We start from the raw sequence: 17,049 nt of genomic DNA on the forward strand, positions 1-17,049 counted from the left end.
CCCGGCGGCGCGGGCGCCGACGGTGCCGGCGGCTCGGGGCGGCGGCTGCGTGGCTACTCCGGCCCCGGCCCGGACCCGCGCGACCCGCAACCCCTCAGTGCGGTGCTGAATCGGCTGGTCAAAGCACGCGGCTGGCAGCAGCCCGCGGCCGAGGCCACCGTGTTCGGCGCCTGGGAGCGGGTGGTCGGTGCCGAGGTCGCCCAGCACAGCCGACCGGTCAAGCTGGAGAACGGCGAACTGACAGTGGAGGCGCGCTCGACGGCCTGGGCGACCCAGCTGCGGCTGCTCGCCGGCTCGCTGCTCAAGCAGATCGCCCAGGAGGTCGGTCACAACGTGGTGCGCAAGCTGCACATCCACGGCCCGGCCGCGCCGTCCTGGCAGAAGGGGCCGCGCCGGGTGCGCGGTCGGGGGCCGCGCGACACGTACGGCTGAGCGGCCCGCTCAGCGCCGCCGGTCGGCTTCGCGGGCCGCCCGCTTACGTTCGCGCTGCTCCTGGGTGTAGCGCTTGCGCTCGGCCAGGTCGCGTTTCCACGCCTCGCGGGCCTCGGCCGAGCCACCCTGCACGGCGCCCGCGACCCCGTCGGCCGGGCCGGCGAGGTTCCGGAACGTCCACCGCATCAGGCGACCACCCTCGCCCGGGGTCCTGTTCGCCGCGCCGTTCTCGCTCATCGCAGTCCTTCCACGCCGTCAGTTGCCACACCAATGATTGGTACACCAACGATCGCTAGAATAATCAGCATGCAGTCAGCGAGCAACCGATGAGCGGACAGCCGGAGGGCGTCGACCCGTTGGCGCTGGAACAACAGGTCTGCTTCGCCCTGTCGGTCGCCGCACGCAGCGTGGTGGCCGTCTACCGGCCGCTGCTGGAACCGATGGGGCTGACCCACCCGCAGTACCTGGTGATGCTGGCGCTGTGGCAGCACGCACCGCTGTCCGGCCGCGACCTCAGCCGCCTGCTGCAGCTCGACCCGGGCACCCTGTCACCCCTGCTCAAGCGGCTCGAAGCAGCCGGTTACCTGCGCCGGGAGCGCGACGCCGCCGACGAGCGCAGCCTCGCCGTCACCCTCACCGCCAGCGGCTCGGCGCTGCGCGCCCAGGCCGAACGGATCCCGGCCGCGATCGTGCAACGCCTCGGGCTGCCCGTCGAGGACCTGCGGCATCTGCACGCGGTGCTCACACAGGTGATCGCGGCGGCGAACCGGCCCGCCGGCGACCCTGCCGCCCCGCCGAGCGGGACGGCCGCTCAGGCGTCGGCGTAGACGGCGAAGCCGCGCTCGGCGCAGCGGCGGTAGAACGCCGCCAGCACGCCCAGCTCCGCGCAGGTGAAGTTCCACTGCGGCGGATCACCGCGCTCGTCGCGCAGAGCGTCGAGTCGGGTCTCCAGCCAGCGCAGCTGCTGCTCGGCCAACCGGCCGTCGCCGAGCAGCGCCCGCAGGACCGTACTCACCGAGTCGAAGGTGACCGTCTCGCCGTACTCCCGGTGGCCGGCCACGAACCGCTCGATGCCGCCGGCGATCCAGGCGCAGCCGTCCGGGTCGATCACCGGATCCTCGTCCTCGGCGGCGGCGTCTGTGGCGTACAACACACCTTCGAGGCCGAGCAGGAGATCCACCAGCTCGGTGTACGCGGTCGCCCGGACGGTGCCGGTCTTCGCGATCAGCTCGGCCAGCGCCGCCGTCGGCGCGGAGATCCGCGGCAGGTCGACGATCTCGCCGAAGTCGACGAACTCGGCCGGCGCCACCGGATCGTAGAAGCGGCCGGTCCGCGGCCAGTGCACCGCGACGTTGTCCAGCCCCATCTGTCACCTCTTAATGAGCACGTGTCGGGTCGATCGGGTCGATCGTCCCGGTTCCGGCCGGTAAAGATCAAGGCCGCTTCCGGGGCGCCGCAAACGTACGGCACGGACGATCGGGCCGCGACCCCCGACCCGCCCGAGCGCGGGTCAACCCGTTCGGGGGCGGCGCGTCCGAACGGAGCCTGGCGTGTGGGGGGAGTCGCGGGTAACGGGGTTCTGCCGGCTACGGACATCTCAGCCGCCTCGTTGAGGGTGCCGAGTGGTGGTTCTGTCCTCCGCGCACAGTAGGATTGACAGCGAGACGAAGACCCGGTGCGGGGCGAGGGACGGGGCCGGTGGCCCAGGTTCATTCTCCACTCCGGGTCGAGCCGATCGCGATCCGCGGGCAACCGCGGCGACCGGCGCGTTCGACCCGCTGTCCGGAGGTCTCCGGCGCCGGTCCGCGCGCCGACGTCGCGTCCTGTCCGCCGAACCCGCGCCCGACGCGCCCTCCCGGCGCCGACGACGCGAGAAAGTGGCCGAGGGTGGCAGCGCAGGACAAGCAGGAGTACGGCGCAGAGTCGATCACCGTTCTCGAGGGGCTGGAGGCGGTCCGCAAGCGGCCCGGTATGTACATCGGGTCCACCGGCGAACGCGGTCTGCACCACCTCGTCTGGGAGGTCGTCGACAACGCGGTCGACGAGGCGCTGGCCGGATACTGCGACACCATCGACGTGGTGCTGCTCGCCGACGGCGGCGTCCGGGTCACCGACAACGGCCGAGGCTTCCCCGTCGACCTCCACCCGAAGCTCAAGAAGCCGGGTGTCGAGGTCGCGTTGACCATCCTGCACGCGGGTGGCAAGTTCGACGGCAAGGCGTACGCGGTCTCCGGCGGTCTGCACGGCGTCGGTGTCTCGGTGGTGAACGCGCTCTCCACCAAGATGTTCGTCGAGATCCACAAGTCCGGCTCCGTGTGGCGGCAGCACTACACCAACTCCAAGCCGAGCCCGCTGGAGAAGGGCGAGGCCACCGACCGCACCGGCTCGGCGGTCTCCTTCTGGCCCGACCCCGACGTGTTCGAGACCGTCGACTTCGACTTCCAGACCATCTACCGGCGCCTGCAGGAGATGGCCTTCCTCAACCGCGCCCTGCGCATTCACCTTCTCGACGAGCGGGTGGCCGAGGAGGACGGCCGGCAGCGCGAGGTCACCTTCTACTACGAGGGCGGCATCGCGGACTTCGTCCGGCACCTCAACGCCTCGAAGAGCCCGATCCACAAGACAGTGGTCGAGTTCGAGGCCGAAGAGGAGGGCATGTCCCTCGAGATCGCCATGCAGTGGAACGAGTCGTACGGCGAGTCGGTCTACACCTTCGCCAACACGATCAACACCCACGAGGGCGGCACCCACGAGGAGGGCTTCCGGTCCGCGCTGACCAGCGTGGTCAACCGGTACGGCACCGACAAGAAGCTGCTCAAGGGCGACGAGAAGCTCTCCGGCGAGGACATCCGGGAAGGGCTCGCGGCGATCATCTCGGTCAAGCTGGCCAACCCGCAGTTCGAGGGTCAGACCAAGACCAAGCTGGGCAACACCCCGGTGAAGAGCTTCGTGCAGCGGGTCTGCAACGACCGGCTCGTCGACTGGTTCGACCGCAACCCGGCCGAAGCCAAGATGATCATTACGAAGGCGTCCCAGGCGGCCCGTGCCCGGATCGCCGCGCAGCAGGCGCGCAAGCTGGCCCGGCGCAAGTCGCTGCTGGAGTCCGGCTCGATGCCGGGCAAGCTGGCCGACTGCCAGTCCACCGACCCGCGCGAGTCCGAGGTCTTCATCGTCGAGGGCGACTCGGCCGGTGGTTCGGCCAAGCAGGGCCGCGACCCGCGGACCCAGGCGATCCTGCCGATCCGCGGCAAGATCCTCAACGTGGAGAAGGCCCGGATCGACCGGGTGCTGAAGAACAACGAGGTCCAGGCGCTGATCACCGCGCTGGGCACCGGCATCCACGACGACTTCGACATGGAGAAGCTGCGCTACCACAAGGTGGTGCTGATGGCCGACGCGGACGTCGACGGCCAGCACATCCAGACGCTGCTGCTCACCCTGCTGTTCCGCTTCATGCGGCCGCTGGTCGAGATGGGGCACGTCTACCTGGCCGCCCCGCCGCTCTACAAGATCAAGTGGAACAAGCGGGGCGACGACGCGCAGTACGCGTACTCCGACCGCGAGCGGGACGGGCTCATCGCGCTGCGCCAGCAGAAGAAGCCGAACGCCAAGCCGGACGACATCCAGCGCTTCAAGGGCCTCGGCGAGATGAACTATCCCGAGCTGTGGGAAACCACGATGAACCCGGCGACGCGTACCCTGCGTCAGGTCACGCTCGACGACGCCGCAACCGCGGACGAGTTGTTCAGCGTCCTGATGGGTGAGGACGTCGAAGCGCGCCGGTCGTTCATCCAGCGCAACGCCAAGGACGTGCGGTTCCTGGATATCTGACGGGCCTCGGCGGGCCGGTCGGGCACCACCCGACCGGCTCGCCGGTCCACAGAGTTATCCACAGGTTGGTCGGTATCCACAGCCGTTATCCACAGCACGAAAACGACTCTGAGTCTGATAAGGGTATACAGTGACCGATTCCCCCGAGTCCACACCGAACGAGCCCGAGGTTCCCGCCGAGGCACTCGCCGCCGTGGTCGCGCACGACCGGATCGAGCCGGTCGGGCTCGAGGTGGAGATGCAGCGCTCCTACCTCGACTACGCGATGAGCGTGATCGTCGGGCGTGCGCTGCCGGACGTCCGGGACGGGCTCAAGCCGGTCCACCGCAAGATCCTCTACGCCATGTTCGACTCCGGCTACCGGCCGGACCGCGGCTACGTGAAGTGCTCCCGGGTCGTCGGCGACGTGATGGGTCAGTTCCACCCGCACGGCGACTCGGCGATCTACGACGCGCTGGTCCGGATGGCGCAGCCCTGGTCGCTGCGCTACCCGCTGGTCGACGGCAACGGCAACTTCGGCTCGCCGGGTAACGACCCGGCCGCCGCCATGCGGTACACGGAGTGCAAGCTCGACCCCCTCGCCATGGAGATGCTGCGGGACATCGACGAGGACACCGTCGACCTGCAGGACAACTACGACGGCCGGGCCAAGGAGCCCACGATCCTGCCGTCGCGGATCCCCAACCTCCTGGTGAACGGCTCCGAGGGCATCGCGGTCGGCATGGCCACCAAGATCCCCCCGCACAATCTGCGGGAGATCGGCGCGGCGGTGCAGTGGTGCCTGGAGCACCCCGAGGAGGACGAGGAGACCACCCTCGAAGCCCTGCTCGGCATCGTCAAGGGCCCGGACTTCCCGACCCACGGCCTGATCGTCGGCACGACCGCCATCCAGGACGCGTACCGCACGGGTCGTGGCTCGATCCGGATGCGCGCCGTGGTGGAGGTCGAGGAGGACAAGCGGGGCCGGCCCTGCCTGGTCGTCAGCGAGCTGCCCTACCAGGTCAACCCGGACAACCTGGCCGAGCGGATCGCCGAGCTGATCAAGGAGGGCAAGCTCGCCGGCATCGCCGACATCCGCGACGAGTCCTCCGGGCGTACGGGCATGCGGATCGTGCTGGTGCTCAAGCGCGACGCGGTCGCCAAGGTGGTGCTGAACAACCTCTACAAGCACACCCAGCTCCAGGAGACCTTCGGCGCCAACATGCTGGCGCTCGTCGACGGTGTGCCGCGCACGCTCAACCTGGCCCAGTTCATCCGCTACTACGTCGAGCACCAGATCGACGTGATCCGCCGGCGGACGGCGTTCCGGCTGCGCAAGGCCGAGGAGCGGGCGCACATCCTGCGCGGTCTGGCCAAGGCGCTGGACGCCCTGGACGAGGTGATCGCGCTGATCCGGCGGTCGCCGACGGTGGACGACGCCCGGCAGGGCCTGATCCGGCTACTGGAGATCGACGAGATCCAGGCGACCGCGATCCTGGACATGCAGCTGCGCCGCCTGGCCGCCCTGGAGCGGCAGCGGATCGTCGACGACCTGACCAAGCTCGAGATCGAGATCGCCGACCTCAAGGACATCCTGGCCAAGCCGGAGCGGCAGCGCCGGATCGTCTCGGAGGAGCTGGGCGAGATCGTCGCCAAGTGGGGCGACGAGCGGCGTACGCAGATCATCCCGTTCGACGGCGAGGTCTCGATGGAGGACCTCATCGCCCGGGAGGACGTGGTCGTCACGATCACCCGGACGGGGTACGCCAAGCGGACCAAGGTCGATCTGTACCGCTCGCAGCGGCGCGGCGGCAAGGGCGTCAGTGGCGCCACGCTGCGGCAGGACGACATCGTCAGCCACTTCTTCGTATGCTCCACGCACGACTGGATCCTGTTCTTCACGAACAAGGGCCGGGTGTACCGGGCCAAGGCATACGAGTTGCCGGAGGCCAGTAGGGTAGCCAAGGGCCAACACGTGGCCAATCTGCTCGCCTTCCTACCCGACGAGCAGATCGCGCAGATCATCGAAATCCCGAACTACCAGGTAGCCCCCTATCTGGTACTGGCCACGAAGAACGGCCTGGTGAAGAAGACGCGGCTCGAGGAGTTCGACTCCAACCGTTCCGGCGGAATCATCGCGATCAACCTGCGCGATGAGGACGAGCTGGTCGGTGCTGCGCTGGTGGCGCCGGAGAACGACCTGCTGCTGGTCTCCAAGAAGGCGCAGGCGATCCGGTTCAACGCCTCCGACGAGGCGTTGCGGCCGATGGGCCGGGCCACCTCGGGCGTGATCGGCATGCGCTTCACGGACGACGACGTCCTGCTCGCCATGGAGGTCGTTCGGGACGGCTTGGACGTCCTGGTGGCCACGAACGGGGGATACGCGAAACGTACCCCGATCGAGGAATACCCGGTGCAGGGCCGGGGAGGTAAGGGCGTGCTGACTGCGAAGATCACCGAACGGCGCGGTGGTCTGGTCGGTGCCGTGGTGATCGACCCAGACGACGAGTTGTTCGCGATCACCAGCAACGGTGGTGTCATCCGGACTCCGGTGAAGCCTGTACGCCGTACGCGTGACCGGAACACAATGGGGGTCAAGCTGATGGACCTCCCGGACGGCGTGACTATCGTGGCGATTGCTCGCAATGCCGACGAGCCTGACGAACAGGACTAGTTGAATGACGGAGACACAGGCGAAGTCGGGGAACACGGGGACCTCGGCCAACCCGGTCGACGAGGAGGCCGCCAAGGGCGGCACACCAGCGACCGGCCGCGCGGCCGTGGGCCGGGCCACGGTTCCCGCCGACGCGCCTGCCCCGAAATTCACCCGGGCTCCCGGCATGACACCTCCGCCGGAGCAGACCGGCGAGGACGGGGGATCGGGCGACGCCAAGGCCGAGACGTCGCCTGTCGAGGCACCGACGTCCGCCGGGGTGGCCCCTGCGGCGGCCGCACCGACCCCGGGTCGTCCGACGACCACCCAGCCGACCAACACGCGGCCCGGTCAGGCGACGTCGACCGGGGCCACCGGCACCCAGCCGCGGATCACGCCAGGCATGACCCAGCCGGACTCGGGGCGTACGGCCGCTGGCGGTCGCCCCGCGAGCGGTGGTGGCCTGCCGCCGGGGATCGGCAACGCATCGGCCGTCGGTGCCGCTCGCGTCGGTGAGGCGGTACGCGCCGCGCGTACCTCGGTCAGTTCGGCTGCGTCCCGCGGTCCGCGTCGGGCCCGGCTGAACCTCAAGCGGATCGACCCCTGGTCCGTGATGAAGTTCGCGTTCGCCGTCTCGGTGGTGCTGTTCATCGTCGTGGTGGTCGCCACGTCGGTGCTCTACCTGGCGCTGGACGCGATGGGCGTGTTCCAGAGCGTCAACGACAGCCTCAGCGACCTGGTCAACGCGGGCGGTGGGCAGAGCACCAGCGGGTTCCAGATCACCGCCAAGGGCGTGATCCTCAGCTCGGCGCTGATCGGCCTGGTCAACGTGGTGCTGTTCACCGCGCTGGCCACGCTGGGAGCGTTCGTCTACAACGTCTGCGCCGACCTGGTCGGCGGGATCGAGTTGACGCTCGCCGAGCGGGACTGAGTGTGACCGGGGCGTCGGGGCACCGCGAAATGCGGTCGCTCCGGCGCCCCGTACTCGGGTAGTTTTTGCAGGCGGCGACGGCCCGGCTCGCAGGTTCGGACCCCGATTTGGGGCCGGCAGAGCGGATGGGTTAATCTTGCTCGTCGCAACGCGGGGCTATAGCTCAGTCGGTTAGAGCGCAGAGCTGATAACTCTGAGGTCGATGGTTCGATTCCATCTAGCCCCACCGCACATCGTCCGACGCTAGTCGAGCGCGAGGGGTCGCCCCATGTTCAAGAAGCTGCTGATCCTGGCCGGCGTCGTCGGCGTGGCTGCCGTCGTCTTCAACAAGGTCAAGGCCGCCAACGACGAGCGTGCCCTGTGGCACGAGGCGACCACCGCACCTGACCTGCGCTGACGTCCGACCGGCGGTGAGCGACGCATCGCCGCCGCCGCTCACGGGGCCCTAGCTCAACTGGCAGAGCACTGCCTTTGCAAGGCAGGGGTTAGGGGTTCGAGTCCCCTGGGCTCCACCAGCACTTTCCTTGGTTGATCTCGGGTCCGAGTGCAGCCAGGCGGTCACGCCGTCCCCTCCTCGCCCAGCAGCCGGTCGATGGCCGAGCAGCCTGACGAGCCCGCGCCGGCAGAACGTGGCCGTAGCTGTCGGCCGTCATCCGAATCGCGGAGTGCCCGAGCAGCTCCATCACCGTCCGCAGCTCCTCGCCCTGGTCGCGCAGGAACGTGGCGAAGGCGTGCCGCAGGTCGTGCAGGTGCAGCCAGTCGCAACTGGTGCAGCCGAGGCTCAAGTCGCCACCGAATCCTTAGCTGTCGCCCTCAAGCAACGCCGCCGCGTAGGCCCCACTCATCAAGCCCTGAGTAGATCCGTGCGGTGCGACCCGCAGGGAAGGAAAGGCACTGTGCTTCCCCTGTGTAGATCGCCACCAGCGAGTCAGTGCCCCGCCACCAGGTGTCCGCCAGCCCCATGACCTCTCGCACCGGCTCGTGGTCCTCCAACGCGATGTCATCCACCTCATCGCCGTTGACCTTCGTGATTTGCTTCGCCCAGCTGGCTGCATGGTCAGCCAATGCAAGAGACTCCACCCAACCTTCGATCGAGGCATGTAGAGGAACCCAATTCCCTGCGTGAATCCCGAACTCTCCGGCAGGTCCGATCATGAAGGCATACGGAACGGCTGTCCGCTGTGTGCCAGCTTCAAACCGCCATCCCTCAGTTGTCGACCCTTCCGGCGTATGGGCACCGAGGTACCTGGGGCCGCCGTCGTACTGCGGGGCTGGAGGCAAGACCAGACCACCCCAGCGCTCTTGATACACCGCCACCCGGTCGACCTCTGTCGAAGGAATCCCCAGCGCAACCCATCGCTCCCGGCACTGCTCGATTTGCAGGCAGTCGACCTTGACGCCGTTCGCGCGGATGAAGGACCGGGCCCGTAGCGTCAGGCCCTCGGGCACATCGTTGTAGAGATTCAGATTCACCGGGCCGACCCTACTCAGCGTGTCCGGTCAAGAGGATCAACGGACGACAGCAACGGCGCTGGACGGACCGGCGCGGGTAGCAGACGAGAAAAGCGTCCGATGGATGCGGCCGGGGCGGTAACGCCCTTCAACGCAACGCGCCCGGCTCGACGAGGTGTCGGACCGGGCGCGTCAGTTCGAGCTACGCCACGAAGCGGGCGCGGCGCCGGCGTGCGGCCACGAAGCCCACACCGCCGACGAGCAGGAGCGCACCGCCGATGCCGGCGATGGTCGCGGTGTCGGCGCCGGTCAGGGGCAGTCCACCGCCCTCACCGCCGCCAGCGACCGGGCTGGTGGAGGTGGCCGCGGTCGGCGCGACGGTCGACGTCGCGCTCGGCGTCGCGGTGGGCTGCGCCGTCGCCGTCGCCGTCACTGTCGGCGTCGGGGTGGGCTGGGACGCGCAGTCGAGCGCACGTGCGGCGTACACGCCCTCGTTCAGGTAGGCCAGGAAGGCGTCGACGGATCCGTCGTCGAGCGTCGTCTGCGCGGCCTCCTTCACCTTGGGACCAGCGCCGGTCATCGTCCGGCCGACCGAGATCCGCAGGTCAATCGACCAGACGGTCTGCACGTCCTTCTTGAGGAAGGCGCGCAGGTCATCTGAGCTGGCACCCAGCTTCTCCTGAATGATGCCAGGCAGGGTGGGCAGGGACTCCTCGGTTGCCGCGTGCAGGATCCGGGCGGTCAACAGCCGCAACTGGCTCACATTGGCGGTGTCCAGGTCGAAGGTGAAGAGCTCACGGATGTCCTGGTAGGTCTTGCGCTCGACCGTCTGGCAGGTCTCGTTCAGCCCGGGTGAGCCCGTCTGTGCCATCGCCGGTGCCGCCGGAACCATGAAGGCCAGCGCTATCGCGGCGCCCGCCGCAATCTTCCATCGCATGTGGATTGTCCTCCCCGTTGTAGATCAAAGCTTTGGGATGTTACCGCGGACGGGTGCAGCGCATGGCCCCGCGTTTACCTGGATCGGAGGCGGGGATCCGCGACCGTGTTGATTGACGTGAACCAACCAGATTCGGCCGAGAAGTTCTGGGAAGGGATGCGGGAGGTGGCCGCTTCCGCAACACGGCACCAGGATTACGAACTGTTCGAAGCGCTGATCAAGATCGGCAGGGCCGCGCTGGCCCAGGGTGTCGAACTCGTTCCGCAGTGCGGGTTCTTTCTCTCCTGTCCGGTGTGCAGCGCCCTGTCGGGCCAACGCTGTATCAACGCGCCTGGCCATCCCTTGGGCGACCACAAACTCCATCCCGAGCGCGTCGAGCTGGCCGAGAAGGCGATACGAGGAGAGGTGCCGCTCCCCGGGCCGCTCCGGTAATGACATGTCGGAACGCACATCCCCTTGTCATGATCCCTCAATGGATGAGCAGTCAGCCCCCGTCACCATGCACATCTACTGCCGGGTCGAGGTGCTCGTCACCGACCCGACAGCGGTTACCGGTCGTGCCGTCGCCGACTTGCGGGCGGCCGACATCGACTGGTCCCAGGAGGAGGGCGACGTCGAGTCGGCGGCCGAGGAACTGCGGTCGGACCTCGTCACCTCGTTGGCGGGCGTGGTGGACATCAGCCGACTCGGTGACGGCATACCGGGGGTGGAGTTTCGTGGCGGTCTGTGTTGGGCCGAGCAGGGGCCGGCCCGGGACCCGTTCCGTGCCGAAGAGCGGTGACTGTCGCATCAGTCAGGAGCGGGAGCGCCGCCGGCTGGACAGCCGCTGGAAGCGCGGACCAGCCCAGAGCCAGAGGAGCGACACCGTCAACCCGATGGCCCCCATGGCGACGATCACGCCTCGGGGCATCTCGGTGTTGACCGGCTTCGGCATGCACCTGGCCGGCGTGTAGTCGACGGTCAGTCGCTCGTCCAGCGGCGGCAGCCGTCGGTCCGGGAACGACCGCCCGTAGATGCCGCAGGTGATGGGACCGTCGACCGGGTTGACGCGTACCAGCACGTAGGGGCCGTCAGCGGTCGGGGCCGGTTCCACCGCGATCACCGTCGCCGGCAGCAGCACGCCGACCGGTGGGGGCGGCTCGCGGTCGTCCGTGACACCGAGCAGAATCAGCAAGCTGCACGGCAGCAGCAGCGCGAGCGGCAAACTGGGCCAGGCCTTCGGGCGGGTTCCGTTGGCCAGGAACGACGGCATGGCGTCAGGCTAGTCAGCGAGATCAATCTCGTCGGAACGACCTTCGACGGGAGTCGGGGCGAGCGACGCGGTCTCGCCGCGCGCGATGGTGCGTACCTGCTTGACCCAGCCCCGGCGGCGGGCCTCGTCGACGAAGTGCGCCAGCGGGGAGCGGAAGACCCGGTAGTCGTCGTAGTGGATCGGCACCGTCAGCTTCGGGCGAATCAGCTCCACCAGGTCGGCGCCCTGGCGGGCGTCCATGGTGAGCAGGATTCCGGCGACCTTCGTGCCACCGAGGTGGATCAGCATCGCGTCGATGTCCGGATAGCGCTCGGGGATGTCGGTGAGCAGCGGACGGTTGAGCGTGTCGCCGGTGACGTACAGCCGGAACCCGCGCCGCCCGTCGCGTTCCACGTCGATCATCGTGCCCATCACGTCGGGCAGCAGCCGGTCCAGCGCGCCGGGGCCGTGCTTGCCGGGCATCGAGGTCAGCCGCACTGTCGTACCGTCGCGGTGCAGCTCTCGTGACGACCAGGTCGGCAGGCCCTCGGCGGCGTGGAAGCCCCAGCGGCGCAGCTTGCGTTCGGCGGCGGGCGTGGTGACGATGGGCAGCTCCCGGTCCAGCTCCCGGCGGGCCACCCGGTCGAAGTGGTCGCCGTGCAGGTGGGACAGGACCACGGCGTCCAGGTGGGGAAGCTGGGCGATCCGCAGCGCCGGGTCCGTGCGTCGGCGCGACCACAGACCCTTTCCGAGGTACGCCCGCTGGCCGCGGTGCAGGAAGTTCGGATCGGTCAGCAGGGTGAACCCGCCGATCCGCAGCACAGTCGTCGCGGTGCCGATGAACGTCACCTGTGGATGCTCGGCCATCATGCCCACCTCCCCCGGCTCCGGTACCCCAGCCGGCCGCGCTCAAGCGTCAGCCGTCCGTGGCCGTCTCCTCGGCCCCGGAGGCGGGCTGCGCGAGGTCGGGTCGTGCCGACGGAAGGTGCTCCACCAGTCTGGTGAGCGCGCCGTTGGCGAAGGTGGCACCGAGCGCCGATCCGGCGCCGATGGTCCAGCCGACCGGGCCCAGCGGCGTGCAGCCGAAGAACTGGCTCACCCCCGGCGTCTGCACCACCACGACCAGCACTCCCAGCGACGCCGCCGTGGACGCCAGCACGGCGGGGCTGGTGCCGCCGGCCAGGATGGTCTGGCCGAGCTGGGTGCCGACGAGCGAGACGAGGGCGACAGTTCCGGCCCGGCGCTGGCGGCCCGTGTACCGGGCCAACGTCCAGCCGACCGTCGCGCCCAGCGTGGTGGACGCCGCGCGGAGCCCGATCTCCCGGCTGAGGGACGCACCGAGCGACGCGTCCGGGCCCTCCCGGAGCAGGGCGTCGGTGCGGTCCGAGGCGGGTGGGCGGACCGCGATGGCCAGCGCCGGCGCCAGGTCGGTGAGCAGGTTGACCAGCAGCAGTTGCCGGCCGGTGAGGGCGGAACGGCCGGTAACGGCGGCGCTGAGCACGCTGAACGCGATCTCGCCGAGGTTGCCGCCGACGAGGATGCTCAGCGCGTGGCGGACCGACGACCACATCGCGCGACCCTCGACCAGGGTGGCGATGATGGTCTCCAACCGGTCGTCGGTGACCACCAGGTCGGCGGCGGCGCGCGCCGCCGGCGTGCCACGTTGGCCGAGGGCGATGCCGACGTCGGCCAACCGGATCGCCGGGGCGTCGTTGGCGCCGTCACCGGTCATCGCCACGGTCCGCCCGCACTTCTGCAACGCCTGGATGATGCGCACCTTGTGCGCCGGGGTGCAGCGGGCCACGACGTCGGTGTTGGCCAGCCGCTCGGCGAGCGCGTCGTCGTCCAACTTGTCGAGTTCGGTGGCGGTGACCACCCGCTGCTCGTCGTGTTCGCTGATGGTGGCGGCGATCGCCTCGGCGGTGGCCGGGTGGTCACCGGTGATCATGATGGTGTGGACCCCGGCCTGCCGGATCCGGCGTACCGCGGGGGCCGCGCTCTCCCGGACCCCGTCCGCGAGGGCCAGGAATCCCACGAAGGTCAGACCCCGGACGTCGGAGTCGGTGATGTGCGCGGCGTCCACCTGGCGCTCCGCGACGGCGAGGATCCGGTGCCCCGCCCCGGCCCGGTCGGCCAGCAGGCGGTGCAGTTCCGCGCGACCGGCGTCGTCCAGAGGCTCCTGCCGGCCGTCGACACGCCGCGTCGCGCAGCGTGGCAAGACCGTCTCCGGGGCGCCCTTGACGCTCAGCAGCAGGCGACCCCCGGTCTCACCGATGCTCGCGTGGTAGCCGCGCGACGGTTCGAACGGCAGCCCGCCGGCAGCCCGCCAGCCGGCGGCTCCGGTCTGCTCCACCACGTGCGCCGTGGCGGCGCCCCGCCGGACCGCCCGGTCGGTCTGCAACGCCAGGTCCTCCGGATTGGCCGCGGCGGGCGTGGCCCGCAGCGCCGTGGCGAGGGTCAGTCGGAGCCGGTCGTCGAGCCGGTCCACCGGGGCGTACCGGTCGCCGACGCCGTCGCCGACCCCGGCGAGCAGCAACTTGCCCTCGGTGAGGGTGCCGGTCTTGTCGAAGCAGAGCACGTCCACCCGACCCAACGCCTCGATCGTGCGTGGGTTGCGGACCAACGCGCCGTGCTCGGCCAGCCGCCGGGCGGCGGCCAGCTGCGCGGCACTGACCAGGAACGGCAGGCCCTCCGGCACCGACGCGACGGCGAGGTTCGCGGCGGTCGCCGCCGTTTCGGCGAGTGGTACGCCCCGGAGCAGCCCCGCACCGGCCACGGCGATCGCCGAACCCGCCGCCAACGGAATGGCGCTGCTGGTCAACGAGCCGAGCCTGGCCTCCACCCCGCTGGTCGGGGGCGCCTGCCGGATCAGCGCCAGGCTGCGTCCGGACTCGGTGTCCACGCCTGTCGCCACCACCACGGCGGTTCCGTGGCCGGCGGCGACGGTGGTGCCGTCGTACAGCATCGAGTGCCGGTCGGCGATGGCCGCGGCGACGACCGCCCGGCTGCTCTTGGCGACCGGCAACGACTCGCCCGTCAACGACGACTCGTCCGCCTCCAACCCCACCGATTCGAGCACCCGGCAGTCGGCCGGCACCGCGTCTCCCGGTTCGAGGCTGATGACGTCTCCGAGGACGAGATCCTCGGCTGCGACGACCCGCTCGGCGCCGTCCCGGCGGACCCGCGCCGTCACCGCCGAACGGGACAGCAGCTCCGCCAGCGATCGTTCGGTGTTGCGTTCGTGCACCGCCCCGATCAGGGCCGACCCGCCGACGACGCTGCCCACCAGCGCGGCGTCGACGAGCGAGCCGAACGACGCGGAGAGCACCGCCCCGGCGGCCAGGACGGGGGTGAGCGGATTGGACAGCTCGTCCAGGAACGCCCGCAGCAGGCCACCGCCGGCGGGTGAGTTGCCGCCGCCAGCCCCCTGGCCGTCGTGTCGGCGCTGCGCCTCCGCGCTGGTCAGCCCATCCGGCGTGGCGCCCAGGCGGTCGAGCACGGTCCGGACCGGCATCAGGTGCCAGGCGGTCGCCACCGGCGCCGGCGTGTCCGACCGGTCGGGCAGCCGGTGGGCCCGCCAGACCCCGTTCGCGAAGGCCAACCCGGCAGCGCCGTTGACCGCGACAAGCGTACGGAAGGGAAGATCGGCAGGTGGGGCGGTGAACGCCCCCAGTGCCCCGAGTCCGGTGCCCGCCATGGAGAGCCGGATGTTCTGCTGCGTCATCCGCCGGGCCGCCCCGGTCGCCTCGATCATCAGGGACACCACCCGCAGGTCGCTGCCGACCAGCAGGTGCGCCCCCCACGGCGGTAGGTCGTCCGGAGCGGACATCCCCAGCCCGCAGTCGGACGCGCCGAGCGCCGCCCGGTCCCCGGACACCAGCATCACGACCGCCCCGTCGCGCTGCAACGCGCGTACGGAGTCGGCCAGCCGATCCCCGCCGGGCAGCAGCGCGTCGGCGAAGCCGTACCGCTGCTCGTCGCCGCCGGCCACGATCAGCCTCAGGCCGGCGTGGCGGGCAGCGGCCGGCAGGCCGTCGACACCCGGCGCGGGTTCGGGTTCGACCCGCAGCAGCGCCGTGAACCGACCGGAGTGGGTGAGCCCCAGCAGTTGCCCGCCGGCCGTGCGCAGCCGCTCGCCGTCCGGCACGTCGCCGGGACCGCCCGCCTGGAGTTGGTCCAGGGGTGCCAGCCGCCAGCCGTCCCGCTCCTGTGCACCTGTCGGGTCGCTCGGATCGAACAGCGCGAACGCCCGCTCCGCCACCTCGTCGACGTCCGCGTCGGCCGCCGGGGCGAGGTCGGCGAGTACGCCCCGCTCCGAGCCGAGCACCGCGGCGTCCAGCACCAGCGTGTCGATCCGGTCCAGTTCCCGCAGCACGCTTCGGTCCATCGCGATCACCCCGCGCCGGGCGAGGACCCGGCCGAGCTGTGCCGCGTACCCCTCCCGGCCGCTGCCCGGGGCCTTGGGCAGCGCGGACAGGCCGAGCGCGGTGGCTCTCTTGCGCCCGGCGAGCGGTGTCGCCGCCACGCCGGCAGCCACGCCAGCGGCCAACATCCGGTTGATGTAGCGCTCGGCCGGGCCGTCCGGTTTCGGGCGGGGACGTTCGGCCGCCGGCCACCGAGCGATGGCGCGCTCGGGGTCGCCGGTCAGCTGCGGCTCGGCCTTCTCCCACGCGGCGAGTTGGGCCCGTGCCTCACCCCACTGCACCAACCGTTGGGCACCGTCGAGAACGATCCCCGTCCAACGGCCGGTCAGGCCCTGCGCCACCGCCTCGGCCAGCGGAAAGATGATGTCGGCGCGGGGGTCGGAGCGCAGTCGCCTGCCCACGAACGCGTGCAGCTTCGGTTGCAGGTCCGCGGCCGTCAGCAGGCCGGCGATCTCGGCGGGCATCGGCGCGAACGGCAGGAGTCGGGTGGCCGCCGAGATGGTCAGGCCCAGTGCGTCCGAGGCGAGGCCGCCCAGGGTGCGCGGAGTGCGCGGCCCCTCCTCCGGCGGATGCGGGGGCGGGATCTCCGGATCCGGTTCGTGGTCGCAGGTTCCCTCGATCTGCCCGATCGTGGCGATGAGGTCCCGCAGTTTTGGTTCGGGGGCCTGCACGGCCACCACCACCCGGCCGGACGGGGCGTTCACCCGGGCCCAGGCCACCCCGGGCAACCGTTCCAGCGCGGCCTCCACCTGCCGGGCCAACCGGTCGCCACCGTCCTGGCAGACGCCGTGCACCTCGATGTGGTGCCGGCCGGGGCGGGACCAGACCCGCCGCCGGGTCAGCCCGACGGTCCGGGCCAGCCGGGTCGCCGCCGACCCGAAGGTCCGGGACGCCTCCCCGACCAGGTGCGGCACGCCGATGGACGGCAGGAGGCGGCCGGCGGCGCGACCCGCCGCCGTCATCGAGGCGTACGGCCGGACGGACGCCGACCCGACTCTCCGTTGCCGCTGCTGGTGCCGTCGGTCATCTCGTCCTCCCACCGCCTCGCGTCCGGCGGCCTGGCTTCCCGACCTGCCGTCCGTTATGCCCCTTCGAGCACCGGAACTTTGCGGGCCGGGCCGCGCATGGACGGGGTGGGTGGTGGAACCCGAGAGCCATCACCGGACACGGGGAGGCCGG

At 70.5% G+C, this 17,049-nt stretch carries 16 protein-coding genes and 2 tRNA genes; 10 read left to right on the plus strand and 8 right to left on the minus strand.

Annotated features, from left to right (window positions below; genetic code table 11):
• Positions 1 to 432: DUF721 domain-containing protein (locus B0E54_RS16595; RefSeq protein WP_234584446.1), on the plus strand; the 432-nt coding region annotated here is incomplete at its 5' end.
• 9 nt (positions 433 to 441) lie between these two features.
• Here B0E54_RS16595 and B0E54_RS16600 read toward each other — a convergent pair.
• Entirely contained in the window at positions 442 to 669 is a 228-nt protein-coding gene (locus B0E54_RS16600) for a hypothetical protein (protein ID WP_234584447.1), read from the minus strand.
• 89 nt (positions 670 to 758) lie between these two features.
• Here B0E54_RS16600 and B0E54_RS16605 point away from each other — a divergent pair, with 89 nt between their 5' ends.
• The gene (locus tag B0E54_RS16605) at positions 759 to 1,259 is read left to right on the plus strand and encodes a MarR family winged helix-turn-helix transcriptional regulator (protein ID WP_234584448.1); all 501 of its coding nucleotides are present in this window, start codon (positions 759 to 761) and stop codon (positions 1,257 to 1,259) included.
• On the opposite strand, the gene B0E54_RS16610 is transcribed toward B0E54_RS16605, so the two are convergent.
• Complete coding sequence (locus tag B0E54_RS16610; protein ID WP_234584449.1) at positions 1,244 to 1,798, minus strand: hypothetical protein; 555 nt, start codon at positions 1,796 to 1,798, stop codon at positions 1,244 to 1,246. The two genes, B0E54_RS16605 and B0E54_RS16610, sit on opposite strands and share 16 nt — an antisense overlap.
• A 521-nt stretch (positions 1,799 to 2,319) precedes the next feature.
• Between B0E54_RS16610 and gyrB the strand changes: the two genes are divergently transcribed.
• The 6 genes from gyrB (at position 2,320) to B0E54_RS16640 (ending at position 8,341) form a co-directional block, all read left to right on the plus strand.
• Entirely contained in the window at positions 2,320 to 4,263 is a 1,944-nt protein-coding gene (gyrB, locus tag B0E54_RS16615; RefSeq protein ID WP_234584450.1) for a DNA topoisomerase (ATP-hydrolyzing) subunit B, read from the plus strand.
• A gap of 130 nt (positions 4,264 to 4,393) precedes the next feature.
• On the plus strand, positions 4,394 to 6,916 hold the full coding sequence (gene gyrA / locus B0E54_RS16620) for a DNA gyrase subunit A (protein WP_234584451.1): 2,523 nt from the start codon (positions 4,394 to 4,396) through the stop codon (positions 6,914 to 6,916).
• Positions 6,917 to 6,920: 4 nt separating this feature from the next.
• Positions 6,921 to 7,826, plus strand: coding sequence for a DUF3566 domain-containing protein (locus B0E54_RS16625; protein ID WP_234584452.1), 906 nt, complete (start codon positions 6,921 to 6,923; stop codon positions 7,824 to 7,826).
• Between the two features lie 152 nt (positions 7,827 to 7,978).
• A tRNA-Ile gene (locus B0E54_RS16630) sits at positions 7,979 to 8,052 on the plus strand.
• A gap of 42 nt (positions 8,053 to 8,094) precedes the next feature.
• On the plus strand, positions 8,095 to 8,223 hold the full coding sequence (locus B0E54_RS16635) for a DLW-39 family protein (protein WP_007453934.1): 129 nt from the start codon (positions 8,095 to 8,097) through the stop codon (positions 8,221 to 8,223).
• 42 nt (positions 8,224 to 8,265) lie between these two features.
• A tRNA-Ala gene (locus B0E54_RS16640) sits at positions 8,266 to 8,341 on the plus strand.
• On the opposite strand, the gene B0E54_RS16645 is transcribed toward B0E54_RS16640, so the two are convergent.
• The 3 genes from B0E54_RS16645 to B0E54_RS16655 form a co-directional block, all read right to left on the minus strand.
• Complete coding sequence (locus B0E54_RS16645) at positions 8,312 to 8,611, minus strand: tyrosine-type recombinase/integrase (RefSeq protein WP_234584453.1); 300 nt, start codon at positions 8,609 to 8,611, stop codon at positions 8,312 to 8,314. The genes B0E54_RS16640 and B0E54_RS16645 overlap by 30 nt on opposite strands.
• 28 nt (positions 8,612 to 8,639) lie before the next feature.
• On the minus strand, positions 8,640 to 9,299 hold the full coding sequence (locus tag B0E54_RS16650) for a hypothetical protein (RefSeq protein ID WP_234584454.1): 660 nt from the start codon (positions 9,297 to 9,299) through the stop codon (positions 8,640 to 8,642).
• Between the two features lie 181 nt (positions 9,300 to 9,480).
• On the minus strand, positions 9,481 to 10,215 hold the full coding sequence (locus tag B0E54_RS16655) for an LPXTG cell wall anchor domain-containing protein (RefSeq protein WP_234584455.1): 735 nt from the start codon (positions 10,213 to 10,215) through the stop codon (positions 9,481 to 9,483).
• A 105-nt stretch (positions 10,216 to 10,320) separates the two neighbouring features.
• Here B0E54_RS16655 and B0E54_RS16660 point away from each other — a divergent pair, with 105 nt between their 5' ends.
• Positions 10,321 to 10,647, plus strand: a complete 327-nt coding sequence (locus B0E54_RS16660) for a hypothetical protein (RefSeq protein ID WP_234584456.1) — start codon at positions 10,321 to 10,323, stop codon at positions 10,645 to 10,647.
• Positions 10,648 to 10,687: 40 nt separating this feature from the next.
• On the plus strand, positions 10,688 to 10,996 hold the full coding sequence (locus B0E54_RS16665) for a hypothetical protein (protein WP_234584457.1): 309 nt from the start codon (positions 10,688 to 10,690) through the stop codon (positions 10,994 to 10,996).
• 12 nt (positions 10,997 to 11,008) lie between these two features.
• Here B0E54_RS16665 and B0E54_RS16670 read toward each other — a convergent pair whose 3' ends face one another.
• The 3 genes from B0E54_RS16670 to B0E54_RS16680 are packed head-to-tail and all read right to left on the minus strand — an operon-like array spanning position 11,009 to position 16,832.
• Entirely contained in the window at positions 11,009 to 11,467 is a 459-nt protein-coding gene (locus tag B0E54_RS16670; RefSeq protein WP_234584458.1) for a hypothetical protein, read from the minus strand.
• 9 nt (positions 11,468 to 11,476) lie between these two features.
• Positions 11,477 to 12,313: an MBL fold metallo-hydrolase gene (locus B0E54_RS16675; RefSeq protein WP_234584459.1), complete on the minus strand. Its 837-nt coding sequence runs from the start codon at positions 12,311 to 12,313 to the stop codon at positions 11,477 to 11,479.
• Between the two features lie 49 nt (positions 12,314 to 12,362).
• Positions 12,363 to 16,832, minus strand: a complete 4,470-nt coding sequence (locus B0E54_RS16680) for an HAD-IC family P-type ATPase (protein ID WP_234584460.1) — start codon at positions 16,830 to 16,832, stop codon at positions 12,363 to 12,365.
• Between the last annotated feature and the right edge of the window lie 217 nt (positions 16,833 to 17,049).

This window comes from Micromonospora sp. MH99 (genome assembly GCF_021442385.1).
Classification (GTDB): domain Bacteria; phylum Actinomycetota; class Actinomycetes; order Mycobacteriales; family Micromonosporaceae; genus Micromonospora.

Excerpts from the sequence above, each read along its gene's own strand:
- B0E54_RS16675 (WP_234584459.1), bottom strand. The coding sequence starts at position 12,313 with ATGGCCGAGCATCCACAGGTGACGTTCATCGGCACCGCGACGACTGTG.
- B0E54_RS16600 (WP_234584447.1), bottom strand. The coding sequence starts at position 669 with ATGAGCGAGAACGGCGCGGCGAACAGGACCCCGGGCGAGGGTGGTCGC.
- B0E54_RS16635 (WP_007453934.1), top strand. The coding sequence starts at position 8,095 with ATGTTCAAGAAGCTGCTGATCCTGGCCGGCGTCGTCGGCGTGGCTGCC.
- B0E54_RS16665 (WP_234584457.1), top strand. The coding sequence starts at position 10,688 with ATGGATGAGCAGTCAGCCCCCGTCACCATGCACATCTACTGCCGGGTC.
- B0E54_RS16670 (WP_234584458.1), bottom strand. The coding sequence starts at position 11,467 with ATGCCGTCGTTCCTGGCCAACGGAACCCGCCCGAAGGCCTGGCCCAGT.
- B0E54_RS16605 (WP_234584448.1), top strand. The coding sequence starts at position 759 with ATGAGCGGACAGCCGGAGGGCGTCGACCCGTTGGCGCTGGAACAACAG.
- B0E54_RS16610 (WP_234584449.1), bottom strand. The coding sequence starts at position 1,798 with ATGGGGCTGGACAACGTCGCGGTGCACTGGCCGCGGACCGGCCGCTTC.
- B0E54_RS16655 (WP_234584455.1), bottom strand. The coding sequence starts at position 10,215 with ATGCGATGGAAGATTGCGGCGGGCGCCGCGATAGCGCTGGCCTTCATG.
- B0E54_RS16680 (WP_234584460.1), bottom strand. The coding sequence starts at position 16,832 with ATGACGGCGGCGGGTCGCGCCGCCGGCCGCCTCCTGCCGTCCATCGGC.
- B0E54_RS16625 (WP_234584452.1), top strand. The coding sequence starts at position 6,921 with ATGACGGAGACACAGGCGAAGTCGGGGAACACGGGGACCTCGGCCAAC.